The sequence below is a fragment of the Belliella aquatica genome (genome assembly GCF_014637795.1).
In the GTDB taxonomy this organism is placed as follows: Bacteria; Bacteroidota; Bacteroidia; order Cytophagales; family Cyclobacteriaceae; genus Belliella; species Belliella aquatica.
This window is the reverse complement of record NZ_BMFD01000008.1, coordinates 119080-138207: the sequence shown is the minus strand read 5'-3', so window position 1 is coordinate 138207 and position 19128 is coordinate 119080. Positions and strand designations below refer to the sequence as shown.

At 37.6% G+C, this 19128-nt stretch carries 17 protein-coding genes and 4 tRNA genes; 14 read left to right on the top strand and 7 right to left on the bottom strand.

What is annotated here, in order from left to right:
* Positions 1 to 94: 94 nt before the first annotated feature.
* Entirely contained in the window at positions 95 to 1657 is a 1563-nt protein-coding gene (locus IEV57_RS12590; RefSeq protein ID WP_188443350.1) for a glycerol-3-phosphate dehydrogenase/oxidase, read from the bottom strand.
* Positions 1658 to 1784: 127 nt separating this feature from the next.
* On the opposite strand from IEV57_RS12590, the gene IEV57_RS12585 reads away from it, so the two are divergent.
* Positions 1785 to 2546, top strand: a complete 762-nt coding sequence (locus IEV57_RS12585) for a DeoR/GlpR family DNA-binding transcription regulator (protein WP_188443348.1) — start codon at positions 1785 to 1787, stop codon at positions 2544 to 2546.
* Between the two features lie 36 nt (positions 2547 to 2582).
* Here the strand turns inward: IEV57_RS12585 and IEV57_RS12580 are convergent, their stop codons facing one another.
* The 6 genes from IEV57_RS12580 to IEV57_RS12555 form a co-directional block, all read right to left on the bottom strand.
* A complete protein-coding gene (locus IEV57_RS12580) occupies positions 2583 to 3086 on the bottom strand; it encodes a SixA phosphatase family protein (RefSeq protein WP_188443346.1) in 504 nt (167 codons plus the stop codon).
* Positions 3087 to 3183: 97 nt separating this feature from the next.
* Positions 3184 to 3918, bottom strand: a complete 735-nt coding sequence (locus IEV57_RS12575) for an RluA family pseudouridine synthase (protein WP_188443344.1) — start codon at positions 3916 to 3918, stop codon at positions 3184 to 3186.
* A gap of 78 nt (positions 3919 to 3996) precedes the next feature.
* The gene (locus IEV57_RS12570) at positions 3997 to 5577 is read right to left on the bottom strand and encodes a peptide chain release factor 3 (RefSeq protein WP_188443342.1); all 1581 of its coding nucleotides are present in this window, start codon (positions 5575 to 5577) and stop codon (positions 3997 to 3999) included.
* Positions 5578 to 5741: 164 nt separating this feature from the next.
* Complete coding sequence (gene frr / locus IEV57_RS12565; RefSeq protein WP_188443340.1) at positions 5742 to 6302, bottom strand: ribosome recycling factor; 561 nt, start codon at positions 6300 to 6302, stop codon at positions 5742 to 5744.
* 17 nt (positions 6303 to 6319) lie between these two features.
* Positions 6320 to 7030 (bottom strand): UMP kinase, encoded by a 711-nt coding sequence (gene pyrH, locus IEV57_RS12560; RefSeq protein ID WP_188443338.1) that lies wholly within the window; start codon positions 7028 to 7030, stop codon positions 6320 to 6322.
* 102 nt (positions 7031 to 7132) lie between these two features.
* Positions 7133 to 7627, bottom strand: coding sequence for an acyl-CoA carboxylase biotin carboxyl carrier protein subunit (locus tag IEV57_RS12555; protein ID WP_188443336.1), 495 nt, complete (start codon positions 7625 to 7627; stop codon positions 7133 to 7135).
* A 49-nt stretch (positions 7628 to 7676) separates the two neighbouring features.
* Here IEV57_RS12555 and IEV57_RS12550 point away from each other — a divergent pair, with 49 nt between their 5' ends.
* From IEV57_RS12550 to rpoB, 13 genes are all read left to right on the top strand, one after another.
* Positions 7677 to 10277: a M1 family metallopeptidase gene (locus tag IEV57_RS12550; RefSeq protein WP_188443334.1), complete on the top strand. Its 2601-nt coding sequence runs from the start codon at positions 7677 to 7679 to the stop codon at positions 10275 to 10277.
* Between the two features lie 153 nt (positions 10278 to 10430).
* Positions 10431 to 10513 (top strand) — tRNA-Tyr (locus tag IEV57_RS12545).
* 51 nt (positions 10514 to 10564) lie between these two features.
* Positions 10565 to 10637: transfer RNA gene (locus IEV57_RS12540), tRNA-Gly, on the top strand.
* A gap of 31 nt (positions 10638 to 10668) precedes the next feature.
* A tRNA-Thr gene (locus IEV57_RS12535) sits at positions 10669 to 10740 on the top strand.
* A 68-nt stretch (positions 10741 to 10808) separates the two neighbouring features.
* A complete protein-coding gene (gene tuf / locus IEV57_RS12530) occupies positions 10809 to 11996 on the top strand; it encodes an elongation factor Tu (RefSeq protein WP_188443332.1) in 1188 nt (395 codons plus the stop codon).
* 115 nt (positions 11997 to 12111) lie between these two features.
* Positions 12112 to 12182 (top strand) — tRNA-Trp (locus IEV57_RS12525).
* Positions 12183 to 12200: 18 nt separating this feature from the next.
* Complete coding sequence (gene secE, locus IEV57_RS12520) at positions 12201 to 12389, top strand: preprotein translocase subunit SecE (protein ID WP_014772282.1); 189 nt, start codon at positions 12201 to 12203, stop codon at positions 12387 to 12389.
* A gap of 17 nt (positions 12390 to 12406) precedes the next feature.
* Entirely contained in the window at positions 12407 to 12964 is a 558-nt protein-coding gene (nusG, locus tag IEV57_RS12515; protein WP_188443330.1) for a transcription termination/antitermination protein NusG, read from the top strand.
* A gap of 3 nt (positions 12965 to 12967) precedes the next feature.
* Positions 12968 to 13411 (top strand): 50S ribosomal protein L11, encoded by a 444-nt coding sequence (gene rplK / locus IEV57_RS12510; RefSeq protein WP_188443328.1) that lies wholly within the window; start codon positions 12968 to 12970, stop codon positions 13409 to 13411.
* Between the two features lie 10 nt (positions 13412 to 13421).
* A complete protein-coding gene (gene rplA, locus IEV57_RS12505; protein ID WP_188443326.1) occupies positions 13422 to 14120 on the top strand; it encodes a 50S ribosomal protein L1 in 699 nt (232 codons plus the stop codon).
* 2 nt (positions 14121 to 14122) lie between these two features.
* Positions 14123 to 14659: a 50S ribosomal protein L10 gene (gene rplJ / locus IEV57_RS12500; protein ID WP_188443324.1), complete on the top strand. Its 537-nt coding sequence runs from the start codon at positions 14123 to 14125 to the stop codon at positions 14657 to 14659.
* Positions 14660 to 14709: 50 nt separating this feature from the next.
* Positions 14710 to 15090 (top strand): 50S ribosomal protein L7/L12, encoded by a 381-nt coding sequence (gene rplL / locus IEV57_RS12495; RefSeq protein ID WP_188443322.1) that lies wholly within the window; start codon positions 14710 to 14712, stop codon positions 15088 to 15090.
* Positions 15091 to 15243: 153 nt separating this feature from the next.
* The gene (rpoB, locus tag IEV57_RS12490; protein ID WP_188443320.1) at positions 15244 to 19119 is read left to right on the top strand and encodes a DNA-directed RNA polymerase subunit beta; all 3876 of its coding nucleotides are present in this window, start codon (positions 15244 to 15246) and stop codon (positions 19117 to 19119) included.
* Positions 19120 to 19128: the final 9 nt, after the last annotated feature.

Here is a 19128-nt window from a genome sequence, read left to right as displayed (position 1 = left end):
TTTCTATCTATTTCACATCAGTATATTTCAGCGAAGCGATATTTCTATTTATTGCACATTAGTATATTTCAGCGAAGCAATATTTCTATTTATTTCATTTCAATATATACTTATTTACTGTTTTCTCGAAATCTGCAAGTTCTTCTTCGATCCAAGCAGCATCATAGCCTTTTTCTTCTGCTATGATTTGAGCAACTTTTGGAGCCATGGCTTTAGCAGCTTTGGCGTCAAGGAATAACACGCGCAATCTTCTCGCAAGAATATCTTCTACTTTCATAGCCATTTCGTGTCTAACTGACCAGATAACTTCAGCTGATGTATAAGGGTATTTTGGATGAAGCAATTCTCCTGATTTTGGACTTTCATTTATCAGAGACTGTATTTTTATAGCATCATCACCGTAACCCTTCCAATGTCCTTCTTGTGGATTAGTGGTGTAACCTTGATATCTAATGTTTGCAGAAGCACTTTCAGCAAGATGCTCACCCGTGACTTGTTTGTAATAATTCACAGTGTCTTCGCCCATTTTCCTGAACGTTGTCCACTTTCCGCCTGTGATTGTAATTAATTTACTGTCTGACACGATGACTTTATGCGATCGTGAGATTTCTTTTGTTTTGGTGCTGCCTTCTTTCGGTGCTGCCAAAGGTCTAAGACCTGCATAAACAGAAAGCACATCAGCTTTTGTGGGGGCTTTTGTCAAATAGGCTGTGGCAGTTTCTAAAACAAAATCAATTTCCTTAGCCAAAGCTTCAGGTTCTAGTTTGGCTTTTTCTCTCAAAGTATCCGTTGTTCCTACCACCAATTTATCTTGCCACGGTACGGCAAATAGCACACGTCCATCGGAAGTTTTGGGAATCATCAAGGCATCATTACCACCAAGAAATGAACGATCCAAAACCAAATGGATTCCTTGACTTGGCTGAATGCTTTTTGGAGCGCCTGGCTGATCGAGTTGTAGGATTTTATCCGCAAAAACTCCGGTAGCATTGACAACCATTTTGGCTTTAATTTTATGATTTTTATTCCCTATCAAATCTCTTACTTGAATACCTGTGATTTCATCTTTTTCATTTTTGATCAATGCATTCACTTTGGTATAGTTTAGCATCACTCCCCCCATTTCATTGCAGGTCATTGCAACGCTTAAGGCGAGTCGGGCGTCATCAAATTGTCCGTCGTGATAGACTACGCCTCCTTGAAGTCCTTTTTGTTTGATTTGAGGAAGTCTTTTGATTGTTTCTGTTTTTGAGATAAAGCGAGATTTTCCGAGACGAAGTTTTCCCGCCATCCAATCGTAAATCTTCAGTCCTATACTATATTGAAGTCTGTCAAAAAGTGTGTAGATAGGAATAATAAAAGGCTGATTATGGGTGAGGTGGGGAGCGTTTTGAAGTAGTCGGCCTCTTTCTTTGAGTGCTTCGAATACCAGCATGACATCTCCTTGAGCAAGATACCTCACACCACCATGAACAAGCTTTGTGCTTCTGCTGGATGTGCCTTTTGCAAAGTCAGATTTATCGACCAAAACAACAGAAAGGCCTCTTGAAAGCGCATCTAATGCCACGCCCAAACCCGAAGCACCTCCTCCAATTACTGCTATATCCCAGGTCTTCTCTTTTTCTTCGAGTTTTTTTAAGTTTTCTATTCTATTCATTTCAGAAGTATTTGTCTCAAAAATAACATAAAAAGAAACAAAAAGAAATATATAGAAATAAAAAAGTAGGATATTTTCTATTTTAGCTTCTGAAATGTTATATTTAGGAATTAAAAGAAAGTAAAAGATGACTATTTCGGAAAGACATAAATTTATTTTGGACAGGCTCAATGAAGCGGGAATAGTCCATGTAGCTGATTTGAGTAAGGAACTTGATGTTACTGTCGTCACGATTCGAAAGGACCTTAAACTTTTGGAAGACAAAGGGCTTTTGTATCGGTCGCATGGCTCTGCTACTTTAAGTTCTCCTTACGTCAATGACAAACCTGTCAATGAGAAAAAACTGGTTAGAGTGGAGGAGAAGATAAGAATCGCTCAAGCTGCAGTGGGATTAGTTGAGAAGAATGAAGCGATCATTATTGGTTCGGGTACTACTGTTGTCTCTTTTGCACAAATGCTTCCAAAAAATCAGAAGCTTACCGTATTGACAGCAGCGATGAATGTAACCCTAGCACTGATAGATGCGGCAGATGTGGAAATTGTTCAGTTGGGTGGGGTAGTTAGAAAAAGCAGTAGCTCCGTAGTTGGGAACTATGCTGAAGAAATGATGAGAAATTTTGCTTGTAGCAAGCTCTTTTTGAGCGTGGATGGTATTAGTTTAGATTTTGGGTTGACAACATCACACATGATGGAAGCCCATCTGAATGCGCAGATGATTCAATCAGTTCAAAAAACCATCGTTTTGGTAGATTCGAGTAAATTCGGAAAGAAAGGATTTGGGAAAATCTGTAACCTTGAAGATATCGATATGATTATAACAGACGCTGGAATTCCAGATCATTACAAAGAAAAAATTGAAGAAATGGGGATAGAGGTGAAAGTGGTTTAAAAGAAAATAGACTTGGATTCTTCCAAGTCTATTTTTTTAATACTCTTTGTACAAGCTTCTTTTTACACTCGAGCTTCCATCTTCTTCTAGTCTTACTTCGAAAATAAAGTCGTATTCTATATCACTTAGCTCGGAGTACTTTTCTCCATCGCCGACAAAATAATTCACTAGATGATGAACAGTATTGCTATGGCCAACTACCACTGCATTGCCTTTTCTCTTTCTTAGTTCTTTTACCAAATCATCATGGTTTTGGGAGTCATAAGTTTCAATTGCAATCCCCGCTATATTTGAAATTGGTTGCAGGGTAGCGATTGTTCTAATCGTATTCGTACTAAAAGCATGAATGATTTGTTTATCACTGAGAATTTGCCCCAACTTTTTTGAGCGTACAGTTCCAGCAACATTCAACTGTGGGTTATCCGAGTCGAGCATTTTTTCAGCATGCCTCACGATGTAGATCGTTTTTGCTTCCTGCTTTGAAGTACAAGCAAAACCAAGTACCAGAAATGTTAGAATGGCAATAATATTATTTTTCATTTGCTCTTTTTTAACGGTTCAATTCAAGCTTCGTCCAAACATTTATCAGAACTATGAATATCAAAAATCAGATATTCAAATTGTCATAAATGGTAGATTACCCGCTAAATGTATTGTCTAAATACTGATCTTTTGCTTTGATTTCTTCAAATTCAAGGAATTGCTCCCAGAATGGTTCTTCAGGTAAAGCTGCTCTAAGGATCAATTTCTCCTTTTTGATTGGGTGGACGAACACCAAGTGAAAAGCATGAAGGTTGATGCTTAAATCAAGATTTGGTTTAGAGAATCCATATTTCACATCACCTCTGATCGGACAGCCTATGGATGCCAACTGAACTCTGATTTGATGAGGTCTACCTGAAACAGGCCTTACCTCCAACAACCAATGATCATTGAGTTTCCCCATTCTCTTATAAGTCAGTTCTGCTTTTTGAGACCCTGGCGCTTCTTTTTCAAAAGCACTTACATAGTTCCTTTGCTCGTCTTTGACTAGATAGTGGGTCAGTTTATCCATATCTTCTCTTGGATTTTTCTTGACGATAGCCCAATAGACTTTATGGATATCTCTTTTTCTAAAGAGTTCCATCATTCTTTCTAGTCCTTTTGAAGTCCGTGCAAAAACGACTAACCCACTTACTGGGCGATCTAATCTGTGAACCGGATGAAGAAATACATCTCCTGGCTTATTATATTTTTCTTTGATGTACTCACGACAATAATCTGTGAGCGTTTTATCTTTGGTTTTGTCGCCTTGTACCAATATTCCTGCAGCCTTATTCACCACCAAAAGATGGTTGTCTTCATAGACGACTGAGAACGGTTTCTTTTTCATATTTCTAAATTTAGTGAGTTAAAAAAGTATCTGCAATGCTTTGAATGTGAAATGTTTAATTTTCACTTTCGGTAATTCTTAAAATTCCGATGTGAAATGGAACTCTATTTCTGGGTAATTGTCTTGGACCATTTGTAGCCAAGATCTGGATTCAGCCATGAAGACCAATTTACCATCCTTATCACGTGCGATATGTCTGTTTTTGGATTGGATAAATTCATCCAATTTCTTTTTCTCGGTACTGCTAATCCAACACGCTTTATAAAGTTGCATTGGTGCAAATTCCACCGATGCGTTATACTCTTGTTTTAATCTAAATTGGATTACCTCAAACTGAAGTTGACCAACTGTTCCGATTACTTTTCTAGAACCCATGTCGAAAGTAAAAAGCTGTGCAACTCCTTCTTCCATCAATTGCTTCAAGCCTTTTTCCAACTGTTTGGTTTTCATCGCGTCTTTGTTAATGACTTCTTTGAAAATCTCAGGAGAAAAACTTGGGATTCCTTTGAAGGTCATGTTTTCTCCATCGGTGAGGGTGTCACCAATTTTTAGATTTCCAGTATCATAAAGACCGATGATATCACCTGGAAATGCCTCATCTACCATTTCTCTATCCTGTGCCATAAACTGAGTCACATTCGAAAAGCGAAGTGGTTTTGGACCACGAACATGGTTATAAGGTTTGTTTCTTTCAAATTTACCAGAGCAAATTCTTAAGAAAGCAATCCTGTTTCTATGATTGGGGTCCATGTTTGCGTGGATTTTGAATATAAATCCAGAAAACTTAGATTCTGCAGGAAGTACTTCTCTATCTTCTGTATTCCTGCTTTTTGGAGCAGGAGCGATGCGGATAAAAGTATCGAGCATTTCATTCACCCCAAAGTTATTTACGGCTGACCCGAAAAAAACAGGAGCTACTTTTCCTTCAAGATATTCCTTTGTATCAAAATCTGGATAGACGCCTTCTATCAACTCGACATCTTCTCTGAGTTGATTCGCATTGTTTTTTCCAATCAATTCGTCTAACCTATTTTCTGATAGGTCATCAAAAACTGCTCGATCATCACTTAGTTTTCTTTGACTAGGGCTGAATAAGTTAAGCTTTTTGTCATAAAGGTTATAAACTCCCTTGAAGCCTTTTCCCATACCGATTGGCCATGAAAGAGGCCTCACTTGAATGTTGAGTTTCTCTTCAACTTCATCCAACAATTCATAAGGATCTCGACCTTCTCGGTCAAGTTTATTAATAAAACAGATGACAGGAGTATTTCGCATGCGACAAACTTCCATCAATTTTTCCGTCTGAATCTCCACACCTTTCACGCAATCGATCACCATAATGACAGAATCGACGGCCGTCAAAGTCCTGTAGGTATCTTCGGCGAAGTCCTGGTGACCAGGAGTATCAAGAAGATTGATTTTGATGTCTTTATATTCAAATCCCATCACGGAAGTAGCCACAGAAATACCTCTCTGCTTCTCTATTTCCATCCAATCGGACTTCGTTGCAGTGTCTATTTTATTGGATTTTACAGCACCAGCAGTCTGAATCGCACCTCCAAAAAGGAGCAATTTCTCTGTGAGGGTTGTTTTTCCTGCATCTGGATGGGCAATAATGGCGAATGTTCTTCGCTTCGCTATTTCTTTATCTAAACTCATCTGGAAAAGATTCAATTTTATTCCAAGGCGCAAAGGTACGCTTTTATGCTGGAAATTTATAAAAGTGAATTAAAGTCATTTTTCTGAATTAAAAGGCAAACAAAAAAGTCTGCCTTGAATCCCAAGAGCAGACTTTTTCTCAATTTACATGTATTCTGATCTGATTAGACCGTCATAATTTCAACTTCTTTTTTCACTAGCAATTCGTCAACTTTTGTTGAATATAGATCAGTGAATTTTTGAACGGTATCTTCAGCTCTTTTGACTTCGTCTTCTGAAGCACCATCTTTCTGTAGTTTTTTCAGAGAATCATTGATATCCTTTCTTACCGTTCTGATGCTTACTTTGCCAGATTCACATTCAGCTTTGGCCATTTTCACCAGTCCTTTTCTTCTTTCTTCAGTTAGAGGAGGAATAGTTAAGATGATGATTTCACCATTATTTTGTGGTGCCAGTCCCAAGTCTGAATTGACAATGGATCTTTCTATTTCCGAGATTAAATTTCTTTCCCAAGGTTTGATAGACAATGTCCTTGCGTCCGGTGTAGTTACCGAAGCAACCTGTTGTAGTGGGGTTGGGGCTCCATAATAATTCACCATTATGCCATCGAGTAAGTTTGGCATTGCTTTTCCAGCGCGTATTTTGACTAATTCCTGGGCAGTGTGATCCACTGCTTTTTGCATAAGTTCTTTTGCTTCGTCTAGGTGCAATTGAATTTCTTCCATGATCAGTTTAGTATGGATTATAATGTTGTAATTAATGTTCCTATTTCTTCACCTAATGCGAGTTTCATCAGGTTACCGTCTTTATTCATGTCAAAAACAATGATAGGTAAATTGTTTTCTTGGCATAGCGTAAACGCAGTCATATCCATAATGTTGAGGTTCTTTTCGTAGGCCTCTTGAAATGAAAGTGAGCTGTATTTGGTGGCAGTTTTATCTTTTTCAGGATCTGCGGTATAAACACCGTCGACACGTGTGCCTTTTAAGACAACTTCTGCTTCGATTTCTATTGCTCTCAAACTCGCAGTAGAATCAGTGGTGAAATATGGATTGCCTATTCCTGCACCAAAAATCACGATTCTTCCTTTTTCTAGATGTCGAATTGCTCGTCTTCTGATGAATGGTTCACAGACGCTTTCTACTTTGATTCCAGACATCAATCGGGTAAACATGCCGTTTTGTTCAAGTGCACTTTGGAGAGCCATCGCATTAATGAGCGTGGCGAGCATTCCCATGTAATCACCTTGTACTCTATCGATTCCTGTTTTTTCAGCTTGCACACCTCTGTAGATATTACCTCCTCCGATTACAATAGCGATCTCCACGCCAAGGTCTTTCACTTTTTTTATTTCTTCGGCGTACTTTTGCAGTCTATTAGGGTCAATTCCATAATTGTCTTCCCCCATTAGGGACTCACCGCTCAGTTTTAGTAATATCCTTTTGTACTTCATTTTTGATTTTTATTTGAAAAGTGCAGATTGATTTATGATTTTATGCAAATGATAAATTTGACAAATATAAACCCTTCATTCTAGAATTCTAAAGATGAATCTTTAAAATTGAATAAGAACTTGGTTTTTCTCCACACTATCACCTTTTTTGATCTTGATAGTTTTTACAACTCCGTCTCCTGGAGATTTGATGATATTTTCCATTTTCATTGCTTCAAGGATAAGTACAGGATCACCTTTTTTCACCTCTTCACCTTCACGAACTTTTATGTCAAATATGAGACCCGGCATAGGTGCTTTGATTTCTTTGGCATGACTCCCTTTTTGGGTATTCATTCCTAATTTCTCTAAAAGTAAATCAAATTTATCCTGCATTTTGACAGTAGCTGATTTGTTGTTTAATTTCAGAAGTACAGTTTTTTCCTCTGAATTAATATTCACCACTTCTAGGTTGAAAGACTTGCCTTCGTGGATAATATGGTAGAATTTATCGCTTGTTTTTTTGAAGTCCCAAATCAATATTTCTTCATTGATCAGAATGGAATCTCCTGATTTTTCTACTTTTATTGCTGACTTATCGATACTTACTGAATACATTTCTTTTATTTTGCGTCAATATACGATTAATGTTTAAAATGCTCTTTTTATGAAAACTCAATATATAAAGCTATTTCCTATTCTACTTTTTCTAATTTTCTCTGCTTGTAAAGGTAATAAAAACTTGTCCAAAGAAAATAACCAATCAGAAGACACAATTTCCACCAATAAGAATGCTGACAGAGCTCTTTCGACAGAACTGTTGAAATTTAAAGAAAATAGATTAACTCAATACAAGCCCTCTAGAACTAGAGATTTTGATTTGATTCATACGGATCTAGACTTGTCATTTGACTATGAAAAAGAATGGGTTTTTGGAGAAGCCTTGTTAAGCTTGAAGCCTTATTTTTATACTCAAAACCAATTGGTTTTAGATGCAAAAGACTTTGAAATACATTCTTTTAAGTTAATTGATGGAGATGAAGAAGTGGAATTAAGTTATCGATACGACACTCAAAAAATAAGAGTTTACCTTCCTAGAGATTTCACTTCAAATGATACCCTAAAAGTCGCAATCAAATACACCGCAAAGCCTAATGAAAACCCGAAATTAGGAAGCGCAGCGATCACTGATACGAAGGGACTTTATTTTATTAATTCTTCAGGAGAAGCAGATAAGCCAATACAAATTTGGACACAAGGAGAGACAGAGCATAACTCCAAATGGTTTCCTACTTTAGATACACCCAACGAAAGAGCGACGCAAGAGATTAGATTGACAGTTGACCAAAAGTTCAGAACTATAAGTAACGGTAAATTTATCAGCTCCAAAGAAAATAATGATGGAACAAGGACGGATCATTGGAATATGGATTTGCCTCACGCACCGTATTTAGCAGCAGTGATTGTGGGCGAATTTGTTGAAATTCAAGATTCTTGGGAGGATATTCAAGTGAATTATTATGTAGAGGAAAAATATGCTGAAGGTGCAAAGACAGTCTTTAAGAATACGCCTGAGATGATAGGCTTTTTCTCTAAACTACTGGGAGTGCGCTATCCGTGGCAGAAATATGATCAAGTAGTGGTACGGGATTTTGTGTCAGGGGCCATGGAGAATACTACCATTTCGGTATTTATGGAAGAGCTTAACCTCACTGAAGGAGAAGCAATTGATAGCGAGTGGGATGGGATTATTGCCCACGAGCTTTTTCATCAATGGTTTGGTAATTATGTTACTACCGAATCTTGGGCAAACCTAACACTCAACGAGGCTTTTGCGAATTATTCAGAATACTTATGGTATGAGCATAAGCAAGGCTTGGATGATGCAGACCTCCATCATATTTCGGAAATGGAGCAATATTTCGATGAAGCGACCGAAAAGCAAGTCGATTTGATTCGCTTTTATCATGAAGATTCAGAAGAAATGTTCGATAGTCACTCTTATGCCAAAGGCGGAAGAATTCTTCATATGTTGAGGAAAAATATCGGTGATGAGGCATTTTTCAAAGCATTGAATTTGTATTTAACAACACATGCTTATTCAAGTGTCGAAGCGCACGATCTTCGTCTGGCATTTGAAAAAGTGACTGGGACAGATTTGAATTGGTTTTTTGACCAATGGTTCTTTGCATCAGGACATCCTGTTTTAGAATATGAAGTTGATTACAGTGATAAATCAAATCTCCTTTTAACAATCTCTCAAAAACAAAGCTTAGAGACAACACCTCTTTATAAAATCCCATTCAAAGTAAGTTGGTATGTCGATGGTGAAAGATTTGAAAAAGAGTTTGTCCTAGACCAAGGATGGCAGCAGTTTGCCATTGAGAATATTAGTCCTGTTGATGAACTTTATTTCGACGAAAAATTAGAATTGCTTGCTGAGAAGAAAAGTGTTAGAGGGGCAGAACATTTCTTGAGACAATTTGAAAGTAGCAAATTCGGCATAGCAAGATATGAAGCCCTTGATAGTTTAGGGGCAAGTTATTCAGAAAATAAAGAATATGCGAATATTGTTTCAGCAGCCATAAATGATCCTTTCTGGTCAATTAGAGAACTTGCTCTTCTTCAAATCGCTCGTAATCCTGATTTGATTATGCAAATTAAGGATCTTGAGGAAACATTATTTGACTTGGCAGAGAACGATCAGCAAAATACAGTAAGAACTGGTGCGATCGAATTATTAGTAACTATAGATACAGATAAGTACTCAAGTTCATTTTTACGTTGGATGAATCATCCTTCATATTATGTAGCGGGGGCTGCTTTGAGCGCTTATTTAGAAAATGAGAATAATTTAAACCGACCCGAAGTGGTACTTAGGTTTGAAGATGAAGATAACATTAGAATCGTTGTAGCGCTTTCGGATTACTTTATTAACCAAAATGTAGATAATCGAAGTTTTTGGTTCCACGCAAGGCTCAAAGGCCTGTCAGGACAATCTCTTTATTATTTTTTAGGATATTACGGAGACTACTTTGCTAAAAATCAAATTGATCAAGAAAGTAAGATCGCTGTTGAAAACTTATTTGAAATAGGATTGACTAACCGAGCAAATTACATCAGAGCAGCAGCCTTCCAGTCCTTGTTTGGATTCGTCGATGATGAGGGCGTTTTGGAGAAAATAAAGGAATTGTATGAAAAAGAGACAGATTTATATGCGAAAAGATATAAGGAATATTACCTTTCTCCCTATCTCGAAAAAAATTAATTGGTTGATTTCGACAAGTTTAATTTGAACTTTAAAAAAAAAGGTAAGAAAAAAATTAGCATTGTTTTGAATGTTACAGAAAAGGGTATAATTTTGCCATCCGTTAAGACAAGAAAAAGTTTACAAAACTTTGAATTCTTGACGGAATCAGTTGGGGGAATACCAAAGCGGCCAACTGGGACGGACTGTAAATCCGTTGACTTATGTCTTCACAGGTTCGAATCCTGTTTCCCCCACATTACGTTATTGTCAAAAATTTCATTACTTTTGCAATCACGTATTTAAAAGCGGGAGTAGCTCAGTTGGTAGAGCGGCAGCCTTCCAAGCTGCAGGTCGCGGGTTCGAGCCTCGTCTCCCGCTCTATGCTTTTATATAGCATCGAGTGTTACCAGCCGACGTAGCTCAGGGGTAGAGTACTTCCTTGGTAAGGAAGGGGTCACGGGTTCAATTCCCGTCGTTGGCTCAGAACATTACAGATTAAGTAAAAAAAAATAAATTTATATCTTTAACTAAAACAGAGGATTTTCACGCATGGCAAAAGCAACCTTTGACCGTTCCAAACCGCACGTTAATATCGGTACGATTGGTCACGTAGACCATGGAAAGACAACTTTGACTGCTGCCATTACTACAGTATTGGCCAGAAAAGGTCTTTCTGAACTAAGAGATTTCTCTTCTATCGACAACGCTCCAGAAGAAAAAGAAAGAGGTATCACTATCAACACTTCACACGTTGAATATCAAACTGAAAAGAGACACTACGCTCACGTAGATTGTCCTGGTCACGCTGATTACGTGAAGAACATGGTAACTGGTGCTGCTCAGATGGATGGCGCTATTCTAGTAGTAGCTGCAACTGACGGACCAATGCCTCAGACTAGAGAGCATATCCTTCTTGCTCGTCAGGTAGGTGTACCAGCACTTGTTGTATTCCTAAACAAAGTGGATTTGGTAGATGACCCTGAACTTCTTGAACTTGTAGAAATGGAAGTAAGAGAATTGTTATCTTTTTATGATTTTGACGGTGATAATATCCCAGTTATTTCTGGTTCTGCTTTAGGTGGATTAGAAGGTAACGAAATGTGGATGGATAAAATCATGGAATTAATGGACGCAGTTGATGAGTTCATTCCAATTCCAGAGCGTCTTGTTGATAAAGATTTCTTAATGCCTGTTGAAGATGTTTTCTCGATCACTGGTCGTGGAACTGTTGCAACTGGTAGAATTGAAAGAGGTGTTATCAACTCTGGTGAGCCTGTTGACATTATCGGTATGGGTGCTGAAGGCTTAAAGTCTACAGTAACTGGTGTTGAGATGTTTAGAAAAATTCTTGATAGAGGTGAAGCAGGTGATAACGTAGGTCTTTTGTTAAGAGGTATTGAAAAATCTCAGATCAAAAGAGGTATGATTATTTGTAAGCCAGGATCAGTGAAGCCACATGCTCACTTCAAGGCGGAAGTTTACGTTCTTTCAAAAGAAGAAGGTGGACGTCATACTCCATTCTTCAACAGATACCGTCCACAGTTCTACCTTAGAACTACTGACGTTACAGGAGAGATCACTCTTCCAGAAGGTGTTGAAATGGTTATGCCAGGTGACAACGTTACAATTGAAGTTAACTTATTGAACAAAGTTGCTCTTGAGAAAGGTCTTCGTTTTGCAATCCGTGAGGGTGGTAGAACAGTAGGTGCTGGTCAGGTAACTGAAATTCTTGATTAATCTTTAAGATTATTACATATTAGCAAATGCGATCTTGAATTATTTTCGGGATCGCATTTGTTTCTTATTCCAATTATTTCTACTTTTGCGTTCCTTTTAGGAACCAAAAAATCCTACGGGCATAGTTCAATGGCAGAATAGCGGTCTCCAAAACCGTTGATGGGAGTTCGAATCTCTCTGCCCGTGCAACAAGAAAGTAAAACCATGAATATCAAAAACTTTGTCGTTGAATCTATAGATGAAATGAAGAACAAGGTCACCTGGCCTTCACATTCGTTTTTGCAAAACAGTGCTGTTTTGGTCATCGTCGCATCTTTAATCTTTTCTCTTCTCATAGGAGTGATTGATTTAGGTTTCGAAAATTTGATGACTTGGTTTTATGATTTATTTTAATTGAATTAAAATTACTGATGGCTGAACATAAGTGGTATGTACTTAGGGTGGTAGCAGGACAAGAGAAAAAGACTAAATCTTATTTAGACAATGAAATTGTTCGTCAAAAACTTGAGGATTATATTCCTGAGGTTTTGATACCTTCCGAAAAAGTTTACGAAATGCGCAATGGCAAAAAGAGGGTTAGAGATAGAAATTTCTTTCCCGGATATGTTTTGGTTAATGCGGATTTGACACATGGTGAGGCTAATCACGTAATTACAAGTATACCGGGTGTAATCGGTTTCTTAGGATCAAACCAAGGGGGGGCTTCCAAAACCCCTGAACCATTACGTCAATCAGAAATCAATAGAATCTTAGGACGAGTTGAAGAGATTGATGAGTTTGCAGAGAAACTAGATACTCCATTTATAGTTGGAGAGACCGTAAAAGTAATGGACGGTCCTTTCAGTGGATTCACGGGTACAATAGAAGAGGTGTTTGAAGATAAGAAGAAATTGAATGTTATGGTCAAGATCTTTGGACGAAACACCCCTGTAGAGTTAAACTTTATACAAGTAGAAAAACAAGACTAGGAAATGGCTAAGGAAATCACTGGTTATGTGAAATTACAGGTGAAAGGTGGCCAGGCAAATCCATCGCCTCCAGTAGGTCCAGCCCTTGGTTCCAAGGGTTTGAACATCATGGAGTTCTGTAAGCAATTCAATGCTAGAACCCAAGATAAAATGGGTTCAGTAGTACCTGTTTTGATTACTGTTTACTCTGACAAATCTTTTGACTTTGTAGTAAAAACACCTCCTGCAGCAAATATGCTAATTGAGGCGGCAAAAATCAAAGCTGGTTCGTCAGAGCCAAATAGGAAAAAAGTAGGATCTGTTACCTGGGATCAGGTAAAAGAAATTGCTGAGGTGAAAATGCCTGACTTAAATGCTTTTAAAATTGAATCTGCAATGAAAATGATCGCAGGTACAGCTAGAAGTATGGGTATCACAGTATCTGGAAAAGCTCCTTGGGAGGAATAAAATAAACACTATGGCTAAGTTAACAAAAAAGCAAAAAGAAGCTCTTTCTAAGTACGACGCAAGCCAACAGTACTCCCTAGAAGAAGCTTCTTCAATTGTGAAGCAAATCACTAACACCAAATTTGACTCTTCTATAGATATTGACGTTCGTTTGGGCGTTGATCCTAGAAAAGCAGATCAAATGGTAAGAGGAGTAGTTGCATTGCCGCACGGCACAGGCAAGGATGTTAAGGTTTTGGTACTTTGTACCCCTGACAAAGAAGCTGAAGCTAAAGAGGCTGGTGCAGACTATGTTGGATTAGACGACTATATTGCTAAGATCGAGGGTGGTTGGACTGACATTGATGTCATTATCACTATGCCTAACGTAATGGCTAAAGTTGGTAGATTAGGTAGGGTTTTGGGACCAAGAGGCTTAATGCCAAACCCAAAATCAGGAACAGTAACTTTGGAAGTTGGAAAAGCTGTCAAGGAAGTGAAAGCTGGTAAGATTGATTTCAAAGTAGATAAATTTGGAATTATTCATGCTGGTGTTGGTAAAGCGTCTTTTACTGCTGAACAAATTCAGGACAATGTAAAAGAACTTATTAATACTATTTCTAAGTTGAAACCAACTTCATCAAAAGGAACCTATTTCAGAAGTATTCATTTGTCAAGCACAATGTCTCCTGGAATTATTGTAGATAAAGGTAGTATTCAAGGAATTTAATCATGACTAGAGACGAAAAAAGAGAAATAATCGAAAGTCTTACCGAGAAATTCAGAGAAAACCCGTATTTCTACATTACTAATGCTTCAGGTTTTAATGTTGCTCAGGTAAATGCTTTCAGAAGAGCATGTTTCGATAAAGGTATAGAATACAAGGTTTATAAAAATACACTAATAGCGAAAGCGTTAGAAAACCTTGAAGGAGACTATACTAAATTTTCAGAAGCTGCTTTAAAAGGCTTTTCAGGTATTGTATTTTCAAAAGAAGTTGGAAATCTTCCTGCAAAAGTAATTCTTGATTTTAGAAAGAAACAAGGTAAGAAAGAAACAAGACCAGTTTTCAAAGGTGCGTATATAGATTCTGATGTTTTCATCGGAGAGAATCAACTAGAAATGTTGTCAACTCTTAAGTCTAAAAACGAACTATTGGGAGACGTTATCGGTCTACTTCAATCTCCAGCAAAAAATCTTATATCTGCCCTTCAATATGGACAGAATACAGTGGCTGGGCTTGTTAAGACACTCTCTGAAAAAGAATAATCATAATCATCAAATCAATTAGTTAAAACAACAATTTAAATATTAATACAATGGCAGATCTTAAACAACTTGCTGATCAGTTGGTAAACTTGACTGTAAAAGAAGTAAAAGAATTGGCTGATATTTTGAAAGACGAGTATGGTATCGAACCTGCTGCGGCTGGCGCTGTAATGGTAGCTGGTGGTGGTGCTGGTGATGCTGGTGCTGCTGAAGAAGAAAAAACAGCTTTCGATGTAATCCTTAAAGCTGCTGGTGGTCAGAAACTAGCGGTGGTTAAGCTTGTGAAAGAATTGACAGGTCTTGGTTTGAAAGAAGCTAAAGAACTAGTTGATAGCGCTCCTAAGGCTGTTAAAGAAGGAATTGCAAAAGACGAAGCAGAAGCTTTAAGAAAGTCTCTTGAAGAGGCTGGAGCTGAAGTAGAAGTTAAGTAATTTGAATAACCTTTACAACTTGTAGAGGTTATGGTATTAGACCTGACTGAAAAGTCAGGTCTTTTCCTGTTTGTGCTCAGGTAAAAAATTGCACTATTTCAAGCGAAAATTGTCGCATTTGGTTATTAATTATCACTATAAATATATACTGCCTTGGCTATCCAGAATCAAACCGAAAGGAAAAGTTTCTCATCTATTAAGGTAGTCAAAGACTATCCGGATTTCCTCGATATCCAATTACAATCCTTCAAAGACTTTTTTCAGTTGGACACTCCAGCGGAAAGAAGGAGACAGGATGGTCTTTTCAAAGTGTTTTCAGAGAATTTCCCAATAAGTGATTCTAGAGAAAACTTTACACTTGAATTTATTGACTATACAGTAGATCCTCCAAAATATAACATTGAAGAGTGTATTGATAGAGGTTTAACCTACTCTGTTCCACTCAAAGCAAAGCTTCGTTTATTGTGTTCTGATGAAGACAATGAGGATTTTGAGACTATTGAGCAGGAAGTTTTCTTAGGAAATCTTCCTTATATGACAGCGAAAGGTTCTTTTGTGATCAATGGTGCTGAAAGAGTTATTGTTTCTCAGCTACATAGATCTCCAGGTGTATTCTTTGCTCAAAGTAAGCATACCAATGGTACAAAGCTATATTCAGCCAGAATTATTCCTTTCAAAGGAAGCTGGATTGAATTTGCTACAGATATCAATAATGTAATGTATGCTTACATTGATAGAAAGAAAAAATTCCCTGTTACAACTCTATTAAGAGCCATTGGATTTGGATCAGATAAGCAAATATTAGATCTTTTTGGTCTTTCTGAAGAAATTGCTGCTACAAAAGCTGCTTTAAAGAAAGTTTCTGGAAGAAAGCTGGCTGCAAGAGTTTTGAGAACTTGGGTGGAAGATTTCGTGGATGAAGATACTGGAGAGGTTGTTTCTATCGATAGAAATGAAGTGCTTTTAGAAAGAGATTCTATCTTGTCTGACGAGGATATTGAATTGATCTTGGAGTCAGGTGCTAAATCAATTATTCTTCATAGAGAAGATGTGAACGTAGCTGATTACTCTATTATTTACAATACACTTCAGAAGGATAACTCAAACTCTGAAAAAGAAGCAGTTGAGGTAATTTATAGACAATTAAGAAATACAGAGGCTCCAGATGAAGCGACAGCAAGAGAAGTAATCCATGGATTATTTTTCTCAGACAAGCGTTATGATCTAGGAGAAGTAGGTAGATATAGAATCAACAAAAAGTTAGGATTGAATATCGATTCTGAAAAGATTGTATTGACTACTGAAGATATTATCAACATTGTGAAATACCTTATTGGTCTTATCAACTCTAAAGCTGTGGTAGATGATATTGATCACTTGAGTAATAGAAGAGTAAGAACAGTAGGTGAGCAACTTTATTCTCAATTTGGTGTAGGTCTTGCAAGAATGGCAAGAACGATAAGAGAAAGAATGAATGTTCGTGACAACGAAGATTTCAAACCAGTTGATTTGATTAATGCAAGAACACTTTCTTCTGTGATCAATTCCTTTTTTGGTACGAATCAGTTATCTCAGTTTATGGATCAAACAAATCCACTTGCTGAGTTGACTCACAAAAGAAGATTATCAGCTTTAGGTCCAGGTGGTCTTTCCAGAGAAAGGGCAGGTTTTGAAGTTCGAGATGTTCACTATACGCACTATGGTCGTCTTTGTACCATCGAAACACCAGAAGGGCCAAATATTGGTTTGATCTCTTCTCTATGCGTTCACGCTAAAGTGAATTCGATGGGCTTCTTGGAAACTCCTTACAGAAAAGTTAAGGAAGGAAAAGTAAGCATGAATACAGAAGATATAGTATTCTTAACTGCTGAAGAAGAAGATGATAATAACATTGCACAGGCAAATGCTCCTTTGGATGAAAAAGGAATGTTTATCAATGATAAAGTAAAAGCAAGGTTTGAAGGTGATTTCCCTGTTTTGGATCCAAAAGAGATCAGTTACATGGACGTAGCTCCTAATCAGATTGTATCTGTGGCGGCATCATTGATTCCTTTCTTGGAACATGATGATGCAAACCGTGCATTGATGGGATCAAACATGCAACGTCAAGCAGTTCCTTTATTAAAAGCGGAAGCTCCCATTGTTGGTACAGGTCTTGAAGGAAAAGCAGCTATTGACTCTAGAGCATTGATTATCGCTGAGACAAGTGGTGTGATTGAGTATGTTGATGCAACAAAAATTACTGTAAAATATGATTTAACCGAAGATGATCTTTTGGTCAACTTTAGTGATGAATATAAAACTTATAACTTGGTGAAGTTCAGAAGAACCAACCAAGACACTACTATCAACTTGACACCTCTAGTTCTGAAAGGTCAGAAAGTAGCTAAAGGTCAGGTATTGGTAGAAGGTTATGCAACCAATAACGGAGAACTTGCTTTAGGTAAAAATCTTCGTGTGGCTTACATGCCTTGGCAAGGGTATAACTTTGAGGATGCAATTGTAATTTCGGAGAGAGTAGCAAGAGAAGATATCTTTACGTCTATTCACATCGAAGAATTCCAATTGGAAGTGAGAGATACGAAAAGAGGAGAGGAAGAATTAACTTCTGAAATCCCGAACGTTTCTGAAGAAGCTGTTAAGAATCTTGACGAAAACGGAATTATCAGAGTTGGTGCTGAATTGAAAGAAGGTGATATTATCATTGGTAAAATCACTCCAAAAGGCGAAACAGATCCTACCCCTGAAGAAAAATTACTTCGTGCAATCTTCGGAGATAAGGCGGGTGATGTTAAAGATGCTTCATTGAAGGCTTCTCCATCGTTGAATGGTGTTGTAATTGAGACCAAACTATTCTCAAGACCTAAGAAAGATAAAGATCTAAGAGCAAAATCTAAGGCTGAAGTTGAAAAACTTAAAGGTCAATACTCAAAAGATCTTTTGGGTATGAGAGCTAGAATGATCAACAAACTTGTTCAACTTTTAGATGGTAAAACTTCTCAAGGTGTTAGACATAAGTTTGGTGACGAGATTATTAGCAAAGGAGTGAAATTCAATGCGAAGAATATCGAACAGAATTTATTCCCTGCTAAGAATCCATACAGAGATGAGTCCAACTATAATGTTCAAGAAGAAGCTAACCTTGTTTCTGACATTATTTTGGATGATTGGACAGATGATCAGCATACGAATAGTTTGATCCAGAAATTGGTGAAGAATTATATCAATTCTAGAAATGATATTTCTGGTATCTTCAAACGTGATAAATTCACCTTAGAAGTTGGTGATGAATTGCCAGCTGGTATCGTTCAGCTTGCAAAAGTTTATGTAGCTAAAAAGCGTAAACTGAAAGTAGGAGATAAGATGGCAGGTCGTCACGGTAACAAAGGTATCGTAGCTCGAATTGTAAGAGAAGAAGATATGCCATTCCTAGAGGATGGAACGCCAATGGATATCGTATTGAATCCGCTAGGTGTACCTTCAAGGATGAACATTGGACAGATCTTTGAAACTGTTCTTGCTTGGGCTGGACATAAAATGGGTAAAAAATATGCTACTCCAATATTTGATGGTGCCACTATGGAAGAGGTTGCTATAGAATTGGAAAAAGCTGAATTGCCTGCATACGGTAGAACATACCTATATGATGGATTGACTGGTAAGAAGTTTGACCAGCCTGTTACTGTAGGTATAGCTTACATGTTGAAACTAGGTCACTTGGTAGATGACAAAATGCACGCAAGGTCTATTGGTCCATACTCACTCATCACGCAGCAGCCACTCGGTGGTAAAGCTCAGTTTGGTGGACAGAGATTTGGAGAAATGGAAGTGTGGGCATTGGAAGCATTCGGTGCTTCGCATGTACTTCAAGAAATCCTTACAGTGAAGTCAGATGATGTAGTAGGTAGAGCAAAAGCCTATGAAGCAATCGTAAAAGGGGAGAACCTTCCGAAACCAAATATTCCGGAATCTTTCAATGTATTGGTTCATGAACTTAGAGGTCTTGCTCTAGAAATTACATTAGACTAATTCAAAAAA

Excerpts from the sequence above, each read along its gene's own strand:
- IEV57_RS12555 (WP_188443336.1), bottom strand. The coding sequence starts at position 7,627 with ATGTATTCAGTAAGTATCGATAAGTCAGCAATAAAAGTAGAAAAATCA.
- secE (WP_014772282.1), top strand. The coding sequence starts at position 12,201 with ATGAATATCAAAAACTTTGTCGTTGAATCTATAGATGAAATGAAGAAC.
- nusG (WP_188443330.1), top strand. The coding sequence starts at position 12,407 with ATGGCTGAACATAAGTGGTATGTACTTAGGGTGGTAGCAGGACAAGAG.
- IEV57_RS12570 (WP_188443342.1), bottom strand. The coding sequence starts at position 5,577 with ATGAGTTTAGATAAAGAAATAGCGAAGCGAAGAACATTCGCCATTATT.
- IEV57_RS12580 (WP_188443346.1), bottom strand. The coding sequence starts at position 3,086 with ATGAAAAATAATATTATTGCCATTCTAACATTTCTGGTACTTGGTTTT.
- rplJ (WP_188443324.1), top strand. The coding sequence starts at position 14,123 with ATGACTAGAGACGAAAAAAGAGAAATAATCGAAAGTCTTACCGAGAAA.
- rplA (WP_188443326.1), top strand. The coding sequence starts at position 13,422 with ATGGCTAAGTTAACAAAAAAGCAAAAAGAAGCTCTTTCTAAGTACGAC.
- rplK (WP_188443328.1), top strand. The coding sequence starts at position 12,968 with ATGGCTAAGGAAATCACTGGTTATGTGAAATTACAGGTGAAAGGTGGC.
- rplL (WP_188443322.1), top strand. The coding sequence starts at position 14,710 with ATGGCAGATCTTAAACAACTTGCTGATCAGTTGGTAAACTTGACTGTA.
- IEV57_RS12550 (WP_188443334.1), top strand. The coding sequence starts at position 7,677 with ATGAAAACTCAATATATAAAGCTATTTCCTATTCTACTTTTTCTAATT.
- pyrH (WP_188443338.1), bottom strand. The coding sequence starts at position 7,030 with ATGAAGTACAAAAGGATATTACTAAAACTGAGCGGTGAGTCCCTAATG.
- tuf (WP_188443332.1), top strand. The coding sequence starts at position 10,809 with ATGGCAAAAGCAACCTTTGACCGTTCCAAACCGCACGTTAATATCGGT.
- IEV57_RS12590 (WP_188443350.1), bottom strand. The coding sequence starts at position 1,657 with ATGAATAGAATAGAAAACTTAAAAAAACTCGAAGAAAAAGAGAAGACC.
- IEV57_RS12585 (WP_188443348.1), top strand. The coding sequence starts at position 1,785 with ATGACTATTTCGGAAAGACATAAATTTATTTTGGACAGGCTCAATGAA.
- IEV57_RS12575 (WP_188443344.1), bottom strand. The coding sequence starts at position 3,918 with ATGAAAAAGAAACCGTTCTCAGTCGTCTATGAAGACAACCATCTTTTG.
- frr (WP_188443340.1), bottom strand. The coding sequence starts at position 6,302 with ATGGAAGAAATTCAATTGCACCTAGACGAAGCAAAAGAACTTATGCAA.